Here is a 15,217-nt window from a genome sequence, read left to right as displayed (position 1 = left end):
GCCGCGTCCCGGACGGCCTGCACAATCATCTTGTGGTGAGCAGCGTACGCATTGACATCCTGGGCGAACTCGAGGTCCGGACCGAGGACGGCACCCTGGTCGGCGTGCCGGGCACACGGCTGCGCGCACTCATCGTGCTGCTCGCCCTGGCGGACGGCAGACCGGTCCCCAGTGAGCGGCTGATCGACGAACTCTGGAGCGAGGACGACCGGCCCGCGGGTGCGCCGAACGCACTGCAGGTGCTGGTCTCGCGACTGCGCCGGACGCTTCCCGAGGGCCTCGTCGAGTCCCGGCCCCGTGCCTACCGGCTCGCCGTCCCGCCGCAGGCCCTCGACGCACGGCGATTCGAGGACCTGGCGACGCGCGGCCGGGCTCTGCTCGGCGACGACGACGCCGAGGCATCGGCCGTCCTGCGCACCGCCCTCGATCTGTGGCGCGGAGAGGCCCTGGAGGACTTCGGTGAGGCTGCGTTCGCCCGGCTGCACCGCCACCGGCTCGCCGAGTTGAAGCTGGCTGTCACCGAGGACCGCATCGATGCCGACCTCGCCACGGGAGCCGGCGCCGGCCTGGTGCCCGAGCTGGAGACGCTCGTGGCCCTCCATCCGCTCAGGGAGCGGCTGCGCGGCCAGCTCATGCGGGCCCTGTCCACGGCGGGACGGCAGGCCGACGCCCTCGCCACGTACGAGGACACCCGCCGCTTGCTCGCCGAGGAGTTGGGCGTCGATCCGGGGGCGGACCTGGCCAAGGCGCACCTTGCGGTGCTGCGCGGCGAGACCGAGCCGGTGCGGCGGCGAACGGCGCCTCCCTCGGCCCGCCCGCGGACCAACTTGCGGGCGCAGGTCACTCGGTTCGTCGGCCGGGAGCAGGAGATGGCGGAGATCGGCCGGCTGTTCGGCCGGTCCCGGCTGCTCACCCTCGTGGGACCGGGGGGTGCGGGCAAGACACGGCTCGCCGCGGAGTCGGCGGCCGGGCTGATGGCGGACATGCCCGACGGGGCCTGGCTGGTGGAGCTGGCCTCGGTGACCGACCCCTCGGACGTGCCCCAGACCGTCGTCACCGTGCTGGGTTTGCGCGCCGGCGGGTTGATCGCGGGCCCGGTCACCGGTGCGAGCGGTCCCCAGGAGCGGCTGACCCAGGCCTTGCGGGACAAGCGGCTGCTGCTGGTGCTGGACAACTGCGAGCAGGTCATCGACAGTGTCGCCGGACTGGTCGACGGCTTGCTGGCCCGGTGCCCGCAGGTCCGGGTCCTGGCGACCAGCAGAGAACCGCTCGGCATCGCCGGCGAGCAGCTGATCCAGGTGCTTCCGCTGCCCCTGCCGGCCCCGGCGACGCCGGCCGAGATCGTCCTGCAGAGCCCGGTGATCCGGCTCTTCGGCGAGCGCGCGGCGGCCGGTCGGCCGTCGTTCCGCGTCACCCACGAGAACGTGGCGGTGGTGCTCGACATCTGCCGCGCCCTGGACGGCCTGCCGCTGGCGATCGAGCTGGCCGCGACCCGGCTTCGCTCGATGTCGCTGGAGCAGATCCGCTCCCGTCTCGACGACCGGTTCGCCCTGCTGTCCGCGGGGAGCAGGACGGCGCTGCCCCGCCAGCGGACACTGCACGCCGTCGTCGACTGGAGCTGGGATCTGCTCAGCGCGGGAGAGCGCGAACTGGCCGCCCGGTTCGCGGTGTTCCGCAGTGGTGCGTTTCTGGGAGCGGTGGAGCGGGTGGCCGCCGACGGAGGGGACGCCCGTACGGCCCTGGTCCGCGGCCACGAGGTGTTCGAACTGCTTGCGGGGCTGGTCGACAAGTCGTTCCTGACCGTCACCGAGGTGGAGGGTGAACCGCGCTATCGCATGCTGGAGACCGTCCGTGTGTTCGCCCTGGCCAAACTTGAGGCCATGGGGCGGCAGGAGCGGACACTGCGCCGTCACGCCGCGTACTTCCTTGCCGTCGCGGAGGAGGCCGAACCGCAGTTGCGACGGCATGACCAGCTCGCCTGGCTGCGTCGCTTGACCTGTGAGCACGACGAGTTCTCGGCTGCCCTGACCTGGGCGGTGGAGCACGACGAGGGTGAGATCGCCACGCGGCTGGTGGCCGCGCTCGGCTGGTACTGGTTTCTGCACGGCTACCGACGGGAGGGGGCGCTCTGGGCAGAGCGTGCCCTGGCACTGGATCCGGCGGAGGCGCCGCCGGCGGCGCGTGCCCTTGCTCTGATCACCGCCGTTCCCCAACTGGCCGGGGAGGGCGGGGAGTCCGACGGCCTGCGGGCGCGCATCGCCGAGGCTCGTGAACTGATCGACGAGCTGGAGCGTGCGGGGACGCCCTTCTCACATCCGGCGCTCGGTCTGTTCGAGCCCATCGCGGGCATGCTGAGCGGTGACGGCTCCATCCTGGAGTCGGTCAGACGCCGTTCCCAGGACGCCGATCCGTGGGTGCGCGCCCTCGCCCAACTGCACCGCGGGCAGATCGAGATGACGCTCGGCGAGGCCGAACGGGCAGCGTCGGACTACGAGATCGCGGCAGAGCTGTTCCGCGGCATCGGCGAGCGGTGGGGTACCGCTCAGGTGCTGGTGGCGTCGGCCGAGTCGCAGAGCGCGCGGGGCGATCGGCGATCGGCGATCGCCGCGCTCGAGGAGGCACTCCGGCTCGTCGCCGAGCTCGGTGACCGGGAGGATCAGCCGCTGCTGATGGTCCGGCTGGCCACCGAGCGGGCACATGAGGGTGACCTGGTGCGGGCCGAGGCCGAGCTGCGCGGGGCATTGCAGATGGCGGACGAGCTCGGGGCGCGGGAGCAACGCGCCTACGCGCACCAGGCCTTGAGCGACGTCGCGCGCTGGTCGGGGGAGACGGACCGGGCACGGCGCCTCCTCGAACGGGCCCTGGCCGAGTTCGAGGAGACCGGACAGCGTCCCGACCAGGTGCGTGCCCTGCTGCTTGCCTCCCTCGGCTCGGTGGAATCGGCCGAAGGCCGGCCGCGGATCGCACGGCAGCGATTCGCCGAGGCGGTCGCGGCGTTGCCGCCGGCCCCGGAGCCCGGCATCGCCGCCCGGCTGGCCGAACTCCTCGCCGAGCTGGAACTGGCCGAGGGCCGCCCCGAGGAGGCCGCACATGTCCTGGGCACGGCGGCCGTTCTGCGGACCGCGTCCCAGGACGGCGGCCCCGACGCCACCCGCACCGCCGAGGCCGCCCGCCGTCTCCTCGGCGAGGGCGTGTACGCCGCCGCGCGTCGTCGTGGCACGGGGACGGGCCGACGCGCCGCGCTCGCGCTCCTCGTGTCGGCCGCCGTCGACGACTGAACGATCCCGGCGGGGCGCTGTCGATCAGCGGCTCGACGCCGCCGATCGCGGTGCGCCGTCGGCTGCCAGGGACTCAAGGTCCGGGACGAGGGCCGCCGGTGTCGGCTGGCGGGCCATGTCCCGGCGTACCGCCTCCGCGCGGGTGCGCGGACCGGGGTCGTCGAGGAGGGCCCGCAGCGCCGTGGTGATCGCCGGTGCGTCGGGCCGGCTCTCCGCCGCGAGGTTCAGGCCGACGCCCGTCGCCGCCACCCGCTCCCCACACATCGCCAGCGCGGGGTTGAACTGCGGCAGCACCAGCTGGGGCAGGCCGTGGGCGATCGCGGTGAGCGCCGTGCCGGAACCGCCATGGTGGAGCACGGCCGTGCAGCCGTCCAGGAAGAGATGGAGCGGCACCGGGTCCACCACCCGTACGCAGTCGGGCAGTTCGCCGATCTGCTCGCGCAGCTCCGGGGCGAGCGGGACGACCGCCTCCACCCGGTCGAGACCGGCCACCGCCGAGGCGAGGGTGCGCAGCAGGGACAGACCGCCGAGGTGCGCGGGCATGCTTCCGAGGGACACACAGACACGGCGCCGCCCCCCGGTGTCCTGGCGCGCCCACCGAGGCACCGACCCGGCACCGTTGAACGGCACGTGCCGCACCGCCCGGGCGGGTGCCGCCGCGGGAAACTGAAGACCGGGAGGACAGGGGTCGACCACCAGAGCGGGATCACCGAGACCGTCGGGGACACCGAAGCGCGCGCAGGTGTCCGCCAGTGCCCGCCGGGCGGGCTCGGCCGCCTCGGTGGACATGGTCTCCGGCCCCCAACGGTGCACCACCACGGGCACGCCGAGTGCTCCGCCGAGAATGCGCGCGCTGAACTCCAGGGGATCCGTCACGATCAGGTCGGGACGCCACCACCGGCCGATCTCCAGGTAGTCGTCGAGCACGCCGTTCACCCGCTCGCGCCAGCGTGCGGCGAGCTGGTCCCAGGTCGGTTGCCAGGTTCCGCCGGGAACGGTCGCCTGCTGCTTGGCCACTTGTGCCATCTTGCGCCGCCGCTCCGCCTCCAGTTGCTCACTGCCGACGGCGGCGGTGACGAACCCCGCCGCCTCGGCCTCGGGCAGCAGATCCGGCTGGCCCACCAGGAGGACCTCGTGGCCGGCCGCGCGCAGCGCTCCGGCCAGCGGCACCATGGGCAGGAGGTGGCTGGTCACCGAGACGGCCGCGAACAGCACCCGCATGGGCTCAGCCCACCAGTTCTTCGAGTACGGGCACCAGGTCGGCCGGGGTCGGCATGGCCGCGATCTCGTCGCGCAGCTGGTGGGCGCCCTTCGTGTAGCCGGGCTCGTCGAGAACGGCACGCAACGCAGCCTGGATCGCGGCGGGGTCGTTCTGTGTCTCCGCCTCGTCGAGCTGCCTGCCCGCGCCGACGGCCTCGACGCGGTCGGCCACGACGAACGTGTCCGTGATGCCGGGCAGCACGAGTTGCGGCAGCCCGTATGCCGAGGCGGTGAGCGTCGAACTCGCGCCACCGTGGTGCACGATCGCGTCGCAGGTGTCGAGGAAGAGGTTGAGCGGTGCGGGATCCACCACCCGCACGGACGGCGGAACGGATCCCAACTCGTCCTGGAACTCCGGCTCCAGAGTGAGGATCGTCTCCACGCCGTCGAGCTCTCCGGCGGCCTCGGCCGTGGCCCGGAACAAGGGGATGCCGTTCAGAGCGGCGGTCAGTCGCCCGAAAGTGACACAGATCCGACGTTGCCCGCGCGGCTCCTCCTTCGCCCAGTCGGGCAGTGTGCCGGTGCCGTTGTAGGGCACGTACCGCATTCCCTGGCTCGGCGGTGCCTCCGGGACCTGGAGGCTCGGCGGGCAGGGGTCGATGACCAGTGCGGGTTCCGGCAGACCGTCGAGGCCGAGGCGGCCGAGCATGGTGCCCATCGTCCTGCGGGCCATCTCCTGCCCGGGGAATCCGGCGGGGTCGATGCCCCAGCGTCGGTTGACCGTCGGTATCCCGAGGACGCCGCCGACGATGAGCGCACTGAACTCCAGCGGGTCCGCGACGATCAGGTCCGGCTGCCATTCCCTCGCCAGCGCCAGGTATCGGGAGACCATGTAACGGCAGTGGATCAGCCAGATCTTGTTGACCGCGTCCCAGTGTCCGTCCCGCACCCTCGTGCGTCCCACCTCGATCGGCCGCTTCCCGTCGGGCAGGCCGGAGGTGAGCGGTTCCAGCGCGTCGAAGTACTCGCCGACGACCGCGGTGCACAGCCCGGCCCCGTGGGCCGTACCGACGATGTCCGGCTGCCCGGCGACCAGCACCTCGTGCCCCGCCGCACGCAGCGCCCAGGCGAGGGGGATCGATGGCGCGAAGTGTGTGGACACCGGCGTACTCATGAACAGGACACGCATCGAGGATCTCCCTCACCGACGGACTACGGCAGGCTTGCGGCGCCCATCGTCGAAGCCGTCGCTCGAGCCTCGTTCGGAACGCGGTCGAGGCGGCCCGCCGGAGCGGGCCGCCTCGATCAGGGGGAGCGGGAGTGGTCCGCGCCCTCCGCTGCCCTCAGTCGTCCTGTTCGGCGAGCAGACGGTAGAGCGAACGGCGCGCGTCCAGGAGTACCTGGCGCGTGCGGTCGTACCGTTCGTCGTCGGCGTCGTGCAGAGCGTGTCGTACGGCGGTGACGACGTGCTCGCACAAGGTGTTGATCTCCACGGCACGCTCGTCGACGGCGGCCGCCAGGTTGTCCCACAGGGCTTCCAGGCGGCCCCGCTGCTCCGCCACATGCTTGCGGCCGGCCTCGGTCAGCCGGTAGCTCTTGCGTCCGGCGCCGGCGCCTTCGAACTGCTCAGCGAGCCCCTCCTGTTCGAGGCCCTGCAGCGCCGGATAGACCGCACCCGGGCTCGGGCGCCAGGAGCCGTGGCTGCGCTCCGCGATGTACTGGATGATCTGGTACCCGTTCGCCGGCTGCTCGGCGAGCAGGGTGAGGGCCGCGCTCCTGATGTCCCCGCGTCCGGCCTTGTGGGGGCGCACCGCCGTGACGGCGGCGGCCGGGGTGACGGCCTGCAGGGCCATGGGGGCCGCCGGCAGGGAGGGCACCGGGGCGAGCGCGGGCTCGGCGCGCGGTAAGACCGGCTCGAAGGCGCGCACCGAGGCCGGTTCGGCGGTGGGGGGGATCTCTGCGTCGTTCATGATGCTCCACCTGTCTGTCGCTGAACTGCAGGAATGCCCTGCAAGCTCAGACGATATATCTAGAACTTCTATAGAGCAATCCTGTTCCTCTCGCCCCGCAGCCGCGGGACCGCCGGCTCAGGTCCGTGTCAGCGCCGGCTCAGGTCGGCACCGCACGGTGGTCCCCGGACGAGCGGTGCCTGCCCGGGCCGCGTCACCACCGATGAGCGAGGAGCCTCCACAGAGATGAGCGGTCCGACCACCACGACGGCGAAGCAGACGCCCGACGGGCCGAGGGCGATGTCGCCGAACATGATCAAATGGATCTCGGCCAGCGCGCTCGGCACCCTGCTCCTGGCCAGCCTCGACCAGACCATCGTCGGCAGCGCGGCATGGACGATCGCCCGGGACCTGGATCCTCAGCAGGGTCTGCGGCTGTTGCCCTGGCTGTTCACCGTCTACCTCCTGGCCTCGACCGCCACCCAGCCGCTGTACGGCAAGTTGAGCGACGTCTTCGGCCCGAAGCGCGTCTTCGTGTTCGCCACCAGCCTGTTCCTGGTCGGCTCGATGCTGTGCGGAATCGCTCAGGACATGACCCAACTGATCGTGTTCCGTGGCATCCAGGGGCTCGGTGCCGGCGGCCTCGTCGGCGTGACACTCGTCATCGTCGCGATGATCTCGCCGCCCAAGGACCGCGCACGCAGGTCCGGCCTCGGTGGCGCGATCATCGGCGGCGGCAGCGTCGCCGGCCCGCTGGTCGGCGGTGTGGTCAGTGAACACCTTTCCTGGCGCGGGCTGTTCTACATCAACCTGCCGCTCGGCATCGCGGCGCTGGCGGTCATGCTGTACGCACTGCGCCTGCCGGCCGGCAGGCGGCGCCGCGAGCCGGTCGACATCCTCGGCGCGGTCCTGATCGCGGCGGCCGCGAGCGTCATCCTGCTCGTCACGGACTGGGGCGGTACGAAGTACTCCTGGACCTCGCCGTTGATCCTTGCCATGGGGCTCGGCGGCGTTCTGCTCAGCGCCCTGTTCATCTGGTGGGAACTGCGCACGCCCGCACCGATCCTGCCGCTGTCGCTGTTCCGCAACCCGGTCTACCGCACGGTGACCCCGCTGCAGATCGTCACCGGACTCGCGGTCATGTCCGCGCCCGTCTACCTCGCCACGTACATGCAGATCGCACGGGCGCAGACACCGACCAGCTCGGCCCTGTTCACGGTGCCCCTGGCGGTCGGCCTGGTGCTCTTCTCGACCTCCGGCGGCATGTGGATCTCCCGGTTCGGGCGCTACCGCATGGTGCTGGTGATCGGGAACATGCTGTGCACCGCGGCCCTGGTTCTGCTGGGCACACTGGGTACGCACACGTCGTCGTGGGTGATCGCGGTCGATCTGTTCCTGCTCGGCGCGGGCCTCGGCGGTCTCATGCAGGTGTCGGTCCTCGCGGTGCAGAACGCCGTCGAGGCACACCAGCTCGGTGTGGCCACCACATCGGTGCGCTTCCTGGGCCGGATGGGACAAGCGTTGGGCACCGCCCTGCTCGGCGTCCTCCTCAACGCGTCCTTCAATTCCCGGCTGCCGCAGGACGTGCAGGACCAGCTCGGCGGGAACGTCGCGAACCTCGGATCCGTCCAGCAACTGCCCGATTCGGTCCGGGAGACGGTCGTGGACGCGTTCGTCTCGGCCAACCACGTCATGTATCTCACGGCGGCCGCCGTCTCGGTGATCGCCGTCGCGCTCTCCTTCTTCGTGAAGGAGACGATGCAGGACGCCCAGCCGAACTGGGCCCAGGCGAAGCCGGAGCCGACCGGAGCCAAGGCCGGGGAAGCCGGCCCCGAAGGAGCCTGAGCCCCGGTTGAGAGACCCACGGTTCGGCGTCGGTAATCCCCCGGCCGCGTCCGTCCGTGTGAAGAGGCCGAGCGGAGAGGAAGCCCATGAACCGGGCTCTCCTCTCCGCTCGGCCGGCCTTTCGTGCCGGCCCGCGACCTCACCCCTCCGCCGCGACCTCACCCCCTCGCGCGCCCCGCGAGCTCCTCCAGCGGAGCCACCCAGCTGCCGGGCGACGGCATGGCGGCCATCTCCTTGGCCAGCTCGCGTGCGGCCGACGCCGCGCCGGGGCGGGACAGCAGGTCCGCCACGGCGCCGCTGATGTCTGCCTCGCACTGCTCGCGGTCGCTCAGCATCGTGCCCGCGCCACGGTCGGCCAGCCGCTGCCCGTGCTCGACGAGATACGGGGCCTGCGGCAGCACCAGTTGGGGCAACCCGAACGAGGTGGCGGTGAGGGTGGTTCCCGCACCGCCGTGATGCACCACCAGCGAGCACTCCGAGAGGAACAGGTTCAGCGGTACGGAGTCCAAGGCCCTTACGCCGTCGGGGAGTTCACCCAGCTCGGCGCCGATGCCGGCGACCACCACCTCGCCGGGCGCTCCCGGACCGGTCAGCGCCCGCAGCGTGCGCCGTACGACGTCCGCACCGCCCAGCGCGACGGTCCTGGTGCCGAAGCACACACAGATCCGGGTGCCGCGCGGCGGGGCGAGCCCGGGGCGGCTCCCGCTGCCGTTGAACGGCACGAACCGGATCCCCGCACCCTGACTCAGGTCCGGCGCCTGCAGACCGGGAGGGCACGGGTCAAGCACCACCGAGGGCGGGGGCAGACCGTCCGACCGGGCGCCGGACACATCCGACAGCGCGCGTTCCGCCTGCCGCCACCGTTCGTCGCCGAGCGCGTCCACCCCCCAGCGGTGGTGGACGTAACCGATCCCCAACTCACCGGCCACCAGGGGCGCCGCCAGCTCGAGAGGATCGGCCACGATCAGGTCGGGCCGCCAGCGCCGCGCCACCGTCAGGCAGGGGTCCAGCACCCGGTCGAGCCGCTCGCGCCAGCCGCGCGCCAGCTTCGGCCACGGCGGACCGGCCACACGCTTGTGGGGGGCGGCGTCGGTGGGCGGCGCCTGGCGGCGGCGCCGGCCGACGTCGTCGTACGCGTCACCGATGACGGCGACGCTGAATCCGGCCTGTCGTGCCATCGCCACCACATCGGGCTGGCAGGCGACGAGCACCTCGTGCCCTGCGGAACGCAGGGCCCAGGCGAGCGGAACAATGGGTGCCAGATGCGTGGGCACCGGACTGACCATGACGAGTACACGCAACGCAACTCCGCATGTCGTGAGGGGACCTGGGCGCGACGCACTCTCGCAACGCCCCTTCGACATCCGATCGAGTCCGCCGCACTCTCCACGGGAAGCGGGTTCCTGACCGGCGCTGGATCGGCGCACGAAGGCCCCGCGAGGGCCGGGTGATGGGCTTCAGTCCGGAGCACACTCCATCGGATCGGACGGAGAACATGAAAGGGATCATCCTCGCGGGAGGCAGTGGCACGCGGTTGTACCCGACGACGCTCGCGGTGTCCAAGCAGCTGATGCCGGTCTACGACAAACCCACCATCTATTACCCGCTGTCGGTGCTCATGCTGTCCGGCATCACCGACATCCTGATCATCTCCACCCCGGCGGACCTTCCGCAGTTCCGCCGTCTGCTCGGCGACGGCAGTGAGTTGGGCCTCACGTTCAGCTACGCGGGGCAGGAGCGCCCCAACGGACTGGCGGAGGCATTCCTCATCGGCGCGGACCACATCGGCGGCGACTCCGTGGCCCTGGTGCTGGGCGACAACCTCTTCCACGGCCCGGGGCTGTCGCCGCTGCTGCAGAAGAACGCACGCGACGTGGACGGCTGCGTCCTGTTCGGCTACCAGGTGAGCGATCCCGAGCGGTACGGCGTCGGCGAGGTCGACGACCGTGGATGCCTCGTCTCGATCGAGGAGAAGCCGACTGCCCCGCGCTCCAACCGAGCCATCACCGGGCTCTACTTCTACAGCAACGACGTGGTGGACATCGCCAAGAACATCAGGCCGTCGGAGCGGGGAGAACTGGAGATCACCGATGTGAACCTCACCTACCTTGCCGAGGGCAGAGCCCGGCTCGTGGAGCTGCGCCGGGGATTCACCTGGCTGGACACCGGCACTCCCGAGGCCCTGCTCACGGCAAGTCAGTTCGTCGGCATTCTGGAGAGCCGGCAGCGGGTCCGGATCGCCTGCCTCGAGGAAATCGCCCTGCGCATGGGCTACATCGACGCCGAGGCCTGCCACCGGCTCGGAGAGCGCCTGGGCAAGTCGGACTACGGGCGGTATGTGATGGAGGTCGCCGAGACATGGCGCCCCCCGTCCGCGGTCGCGGCCCCGAGCCGGTGACAGGCCTGTTCAGTCGAGCATGATCAGCGATAGATCTATGGCCTTGTTGACGGCGTCCAACCGGGACACTGCGTGCAATTTCACGAAGATGTTGTGCAGGTGCCGTTTCACCGTGCCTTCGGAGATGCTCAACTGACGCCCTATCTGCGCGTTGGTCAGAGCTTTGCCGACAAGCTCGACCACCTCGCGTTCCCGGGAGGACAGGGCAGCCGGCGGGCTGGACAGTGCAGTCGGCGGGCTGGACACGGCAGCCGGCGGGCTGCGCTTCTCCGGCGTCGGCCGTGGCCACGAGAAGACAATCCTGCTGTCCTCGAACGTGCTCATGTAGATGGTCGAGAGCAGATAACGGTGTGGCACGTCCTTGGGCAGATAGGCGCGCACGCCCTGCGCCATCAACTGCCGCAGTGCGTCCGTCTCCACGTCCCACCCCAGCACGATGACCTCCGCGAGCGGCACCGCGCGGAGGATGTCCGCCACGACGGACTCCGTGTCGCCGGTGATGCGCTCCAGCCCCAGCAGGACCACGTCGGGCCGGGTGTCGGCGACGCTTTCCAGCGTCGCCGACATGTTGTCCGAGCCGTGGCCGACCACGCTCAGCCCCTCGTCCTGCGCAATGACGGTCCGCAGGCCTTCTCTGAATATGGTGTTCGTGTCCGTGACGAACACTCTTATGGTCTGTGCGGCCGCCGTCAGATGTTCGCGACTGGCCCCCCGAGCCATCTTTTCGCCCTCCATGAATCCATATGACCGAGACAGGAGAGGGCGTCCGAAGGATCCGGCGCGCCGCATGCGGGGAAACGGATGAATACTACCGGCTCCCCCGTTGGTCTCATGCGTGGGGCACGTGGACGTGGTCGACATTCTCCTGGCTTCTGCATGGCCGTACTCCCCCGAGCATGAAGAAGTGGTCTCTGGAACGTAACAGGGAGATCGCTTCGGAACAAGCGCGGCCTGAGCGTTCATGGACGAGAACGCGCCGTGCAAAACGAAAAGGAGTGGAAAAAAACCGGACGTGAGGGTGGGGCCGCCGAGCAAGTCGGTAAAGCGGGGGCCGCCGCGTGATGCGCGGACAAGATGGTGGCCGCAGTTCGGCGGCTGCCCGCGTGCGCTGTCCTGTGTGAACCTACGTCGGTTTCACGCCGAAATTCGCAGGTCGATGTCGGATACGTCGTCGTCCGCCGAGTTGCTGAGCAAGTGCTGCTGGAGGCGCTGGAGAGGCAGCGACGGCTGCAGTCCCAACTCGTCGTCCAGGACCCGTCGCAGGGACTGATAGGCCTGGAGCGCTTCGCCTCTGCGCCCGGAATGGCGCAGGCACGCGATCAACTGGGCGTGGAACCATTCGTTGAGCGGATGGCCCGCTACCAGCGAACGGAGCTCGGGTACGAGTTCGGCGTGCCGGCCGAGCCTCATGTCGGCCTGCACGCGGAGCTGCAGCGCGGTCAGCCGTATCTCCTCCAGCTGCACCACATGCGCTTCGAGCCTGCGTCCCGTGGTGACGTCGGCCAACGCGGGACCGCGCCACAGGGCCAGGGCCTCGCGCAGGTGGCGTACCGCCTCCTCCGGGCGGTTCAGGGTCAGCAGACGCTTGCCCTTTTCGGTGAGCTGTTCGAAGACGCGCGCGTCGATCCGGTCCTCCTCGACCCGCAGCCCGTACCCCGGGGCCTGAGTGACCAGGAGGCGGGCGGCCGCTTCGTCCCCCACCACCCGGCACAGCATCTTTCGCAGTTGATAGATGTACGTCTGCGTGGTGGTAACGGCGCTGCGCGGCGGATTGTCACTCCAGAGTTCGTCGATGAGCGCGGGTATTTCGACGATCTGGTTGGCACGGGACAACAGAAGCGCCAAGGTATTCCGCGCCTTGGGAGCTGTCGGTGTGCAGATTTTGTTTTCGTGCAGCACTTCCATCGGGCCGAGAATGTTGAACTGCATTTTACTTACCGTTCCTTCCAGGTGGCTGGGAATCGGACCCGGATCACCTATTCAGGTCCCCCGTGAGGCAGTTCGGACCGCCATCTGCTGTGCAACTCGAAACCATTATCCGTGATTCCTGGGCCGTCTCAAGGGTGATACGTCTCAAGTAGTATCCGACTTACCTTTACGCGACGGTGCGCGTGTACCGCACCGGCTATCGGGTGACGCTGCCCGGCGTATCCGGTCCACCAATGCCGCCTGCCGCAGAATGTCGTCGGCGTGCTCCTCGAATCCCTTCCCGCTCACCACGGCGCGGGCGAAGGCGCCGACGATGTTCACGAACTGCCGGTCGGGCGCCAGCGTCAACTCCCTTACGGATTCCTGTCGTTCCATGCGCAGCACGGGGGTGTGGGTGTCCGGGGTGGTGAACGCCCGGTCCAGCGTCAGCCGGCCCTCGCTGCCCCACAGTTCGTACGTACACCGGTAGAAGCGGTCCCAGCCGAAACCCAGTCGCGCCAGCACACCGGACGGGGCCCGCAGCAGCGCACTGCCTCCGAGGTCGTGTCCCGTATCGGAGTCGAGGGTCAGCGTGGCGCCGACGACGTCCAGATCGTCCCCGGCGAACAGCCGGGCGGCCCGGACCGGATACACACCCGTCTCGAGAAGGCTGCCGAGCGCGTGGCCCTCCCCGGCCGCCGCTCGTGGCGGGGCGGGAATCCCGAACACCGCGGTGACTTCGCGCAGTTGACCGATGGCCCCGTCGCGGACGAGTTCCCGTACGCGCGCATGCTGCGCGTGATGGAGGAACATGAAGCTCTCCATCACGAGCAGCCCGCGTTCCCGTGCGGCCGTCACCACCTCCGTGGCCTCACGCGGGCCGGTGGCGCACGGTTTCTCGCACAGAACGTGCTTGCCCGCCTCCAGGGCCCGTGTCGTCCACTCGGCGTGCAGCGCCGTCGGCAGCGGGATGTAGACGGCGTCGATGTCGGACCGGGCGAGCAGGCGGTCGTACCCCTCGACGGCCGCGCATCCGAAGCGGTCGGCGAGGCCCTGGGCCTTGGCGAGGCTGCGGCTGGCGACCGCGACGAGGTCCACGAGCGGCTGACTCGTCAGGGCGGGCAGCATCCGGCGTACGGCGATGTCGGCGCCGCCCAACACGCCCATGCGGACCGGCTGCGGCCGGGCTCCCGGGCTCACCATGTGGTGTGCAGGCTCGCCAGCAGGCTTCGCGCCTGCACGTTCAGATAGCGGCTGTGCTGCACCAGCGACATCAGTTGATGGACCGTCATCCAGTGGTAGTCCTCGTCGTCCTGCGCCGGGACGTCCTCACCCACGTCGATGATCCGGTAGTGGTTGTCCGCGTGGTGGAACCGCCCGCCCTCCTCCGAGAGGACGGCGTCGAAGCGCAGGGTGCCCGGAGCGGGGTCCAGTACGAGGTCCAGGTACCGAGGCTGCCGGTGTACCGGGAGATCCCGGAAGTTGACCGGCAGACATTGCACCGTGGGCGCCAGCTCGCACATGTCGAAGGCCCCTGCCTCGGCCTTCGCGTGGACGAGCAGATGCAGCACCCCGTTGATGGGCCGGGCCAGAAAGGCGGCGACTCCGCGCTCGACGGGGGCGATCAGGGGCTGTGTCCACTGGGCGACCTCGCGGGTGTCGGCCCGGACGTCCGCGGCGATCACCTTGAAGTGCTTGCCCTCGTCGTGCGCGATCTCGTCGTCCGAGTGCGACCAGCCGTCGATCTTCGACAGAGGGAGGGTGCGCCGGGTGAACGAGTGCCGTGCCTTGACGTCGGTCAGCCAGGCCAGGAGGTGGCCGGCGGTGTGCAGCGAGCCGTGCCGTCCCGACAGCGAACGCACCAGGGACTCACGGTATTCGGGGCTCGCCGCGTTCCGGACCGGTCCGTTGGGTGCTTCGAAAGGTACACAGGACAGGATGGTGCGTGTATCCATGTTGACTACGTTGTCCTGAGCCAGGACACGGTGTATCTGCCCGATCGTGAGCCAGCGGAAGTTGTCGTGCGGGGGAACGTCGTCGGTGACTTCGACGATCATGTTCCGGTTCCGCTTCTGCAGGAACCAGGCGCCTTGTTCGGACTGGAGGGAATCGACCAGCAGGGTCCGTTCCGAGCTCGTGAAGTACTCGATGTACGTGGTGCGGCGCCCCCCGTGTACACCGGTGTAGTTGCTCCGGGTCGCCTGCACCGTGGGCGAGAGTTGAACGGTTTCGGGGTTTCCGGGCTCCATCTTCGCCTGCATCAGACAGTGGAGTACGCCGTCGAACTCTTTGACAACGATGCCAAGTATGCCGATCTCGGGCTGGTCCAGGATCGGTTGCATCCATGAACCGCGGTCCTGCCAGTCGGTGTTCACCTCCAGCCCGGTGACGGAGAAGAATTTCCCGCTGTCGTGGACCAGATTTCCGTCGCCCTCCCGAAATCGCCAGCCGGCGAGATCGCTGAAAGGGATCCGGGCGACGTTGAAACGGTTTGCTCGTCGTTTCCGCGCAAACCATGCGTCGAACTCCGCGTTCGGAGTGACCGGGCTGTCGGTCGCGGACGCCGAGACGGTGAACCGCCGTCCGAGGCCGGGCGAGCCGGCGGCCGCGAGCGCTTCGGGCATGGGCAGGGGCATGGC

11 protein-coding genes are annotated in these 15,217 nt (G+C 70.0%); 3 read left to right on the top strand and 8 right to left on the bottom strand.

Annotated elements, in window-relative coordinates; genetic code table 11:
- Positions 1-35 precede the first annotated feature (35 nt).
- A complete protein-coding gene (locus tag IEY95_RS26365) occupies positions 36-3,278 on the top strand; it encodes an ATP-binding protein (RefSeq protein WP_189188614.1) in 3,243 nt (1,080 codons plus the stop codon).
- 24 nt (positions 3,279-3,302) lie between these two features.
- Here IEY95_RS26365 and IEY95_RS26360 read toward each other — a convergent pair whose 3' ends face one another.
- The 3 genes from IEY95_RS26360 to IEY95_RS26350 all read right to left on the bottom strand — a co-directional run bounded on the left by IEY95_RS26360 (position 3,303) and on the right by IEY95_RS26350 (position 6,448).
- A complete protein-coding gene (locus IEY95_RS26360) occupies positions 3,303-4,499 on the bottom strand; it encodes a nucleotide disphospho-sugar-binding domain-containing protein (RefSeq protein WP_189188613.1) in 1,197 nt (398 codons plus the stop codon).
- Positions 4,500-4,503: 4 nt separating this feature from the next.
- Positions 4,504-5,667: a nucleotide disphospho-sugar-binding domain-containing protein gene (locus IEY95_RS26355; protein ID WP_189188612.1), complete on the bottom strand. Its 1,164-nt coding sequence runs from the start codon at positions 5,665-5,667 to the stop codon at positions 4,504-4,506.
- 154 nt (positions 5,668-5,821) lie between these two features.
- On the bottom strand, positions 5,822-6,448 hold the full coding sequence (locus IEY95_RS26350) for a PadR family transcriptional regulator (RefSeq protein WP_189188611.1): 627 nt from the start codon (positions 6,446-6,448) through the stop codon (positions 5,822-5,824).
- A 225-nt stretch (positions 6,449-6,673) separates the two neighbouring features.
- Between IEY95_RS26350 and IEY95_RS26345 the strand changes: the two genes are divergently transcribed.
- Positions 6,674-8,272, top strand: a complete 1,599-nt coding sequence (locus tag IEY95_RS26345) for an MFS transporter (RefSeq protein ID WP_189188610.1) — start codon at positions 6,674-6,676, stop codon at positions 8,270-8,272.
- Positions 8,273-8,430: 158 nt separating this feature from the next.
- Here IEY95_RS26345 and IEY95_RS26340 read toward each other — a convergent pair whose 3' ends face one another.
- Complete coding sequence (locus IEY95_RS26340) at positions 8,431-9,546, bottom strand: nucleotide disphospho-sugar-binding domain-containing protein (RefSeq protein WP_189188609.1); 1,116 nt, start codon at positions 9,544-9,546, stop codon at positions 8,431-8,433.
- A gap of 221 nt (positions 9,547-9,767) precedes the next feature.
- On the opposite strand from IEY95_RS26340, the gene rfbA reads away from it, so the two are divergent.
- The gene (gene rfbA / locus IEY95_RS26335; protein ID WP_189188608.1) at positions 9,768-10,670 is read left to right on the top strand and encodes a glucose-1-phosphate thymidylyltransferase RfbA; all 903 of its coding nucleotides are present in this window, start codon (positions 9,768-9,770) and stop codon (positions 10,668-10,670) included.
- Positions 10,671-10,679: 9 nt separating this feature from the next.
- Here rfbA and IEY95_RS26330 read toward each other — a convergent pair whose 3' ends face one another.
- From IEY95_RS26330 to IEY95_RS26315, 4 genes are all read right to left on the bottom strand, one after another.
- The gene (locus IEY95_RS26330; RefSeq protein WP_189188607.1) at positions 10,680-11,405 is read right to left on the bottom strand and encodes a response regulator transcription factor; all 726 of its coding nucleotides are present in this window, start codon (positions 11,403-11,405) and stop codon (positions 10,680-10,682) included.
- A 399-nt stretch (positions 11,406-11,804) separates the two neighbouring features.
- Positions 11,805-12,575 carry an AfsR/SARP family transcriptional regulator gene (locus IEY95_RS26325; RefSeq protein WP_268240520.1) on the bottom strand — a complete coding sequence of 257 codons (771 nt, stop codon included), beginning with the start codon at positions 12,573-12,575 and terminating at the stop codon, positions 11,805-11,807.
- Between the two features lie 168 nt (positions 12,576-12,743).
- Complete coding sequence (locus IEY95_RS26320) at positions 12,744-13,781, bottom strand: Gfo/Idh/MocA family protein (RefSeq protein WP_189188605.1); 1,038 nt, start codon at positions 13,779-13,781, stop codon at positions 12,744-12,746.
- Entirely contained in the window at positions 13,775-15,214 is a 1,440-nt protein-coding gene (locus tag IEY95_RS26315) for an NDP-hexose 2,3-dehydratase family protein (RefSeq protein WP_229703388.1), read from the bottom strand. Before IEY95_RS26315 ends, IEY95_RS26320 begins: the two co-directional genes overlap by 7 nt.
- Between the last annotated feature and the right edge of the window lie 3 nt (positions 15,215-15,217).

Origin of the sequence: Streptomyces albiflavescens, from assembly GCF_014645835.1 — a bacterium.
Classification (GTDB): Bacteria; Actinomycetota; Actinomycetes; order Streptomycetales; family Streptomycetaceae; genus Streptomyces; species Streptomyces albiflavescens.
The sequence above is the reverse complement of the archived record's forward strand: the minus strand, read 5'-3'. Positions and strand labels throughout refer to the sequence as shown.

Bases quoted from the DNA above. Each gene is read 5' to 3' on its own strand.
- IEY95_RS26360 (WP_189188613.1), bottom strand. From the start codon at position 4,499: ATGCGGGTGCTGTTCGCGGCCGTCTCGGTGACCAGCCACCTCCTGCCC.
- IEY95_RS26355 (WP_189188612.1), bottom strand. From the start codon at position 5,667: ATGCGTGTCCTGTTCATGAGTACGCCGGTGTCCACACACTTCGCGCCA.
- IEY95_RS26350 (WP_189188611.1), bottom strand. From the start codon at position 6,448: ATGAACGACGCAGAGATCCCCCCCACCGCCGAACCGGCCTCGGTGCGC.
- IEY95_RS26345 (WP_189188610.1), top strand. From the start codon at position 6,674: ATGAGCGGTCCGACCACCACGACGGCGAAGCAGACGCCCGACGGGCCG.
- rfbA (WP_189188608.1), top strand. From the start codon at position 9,768: ATGAAAGGGATCATCCTCGCGGGAGGCAGTGGCACGCGGTTGTACCCG.
- IEY95_RS26330 (WP_189188607.1), bottom strand. From the start codon at position 11,405: ATGGAGGGCGAAAAGATGGCTCGGGGGGCCAGTCGCGAACATCTGACG.
- IEY95_RS26325 (WP_268240520.1), bottom strand. From the start codon at position 12,575: ATGGAAGTGCTGCACGAAAACAAAATCTGCACACCGACAGCTCCCAAG.
- IEY95_RS26320 (WP_189188605.1), bottom strand. From the start codon at position 13,781: ATGGTGAGCCCGGGAGCCCGGCCGCAGCCGGTCCGCATGGGCGTGTTG.
- IEY95_RS26315 (WP_229703388.1), bottom strand. From the start codon at position 15,214: ATGCCCCTGCCCATGCCCGAAGCGCTCGCGGCCGCCGGCTCGCCCGGC.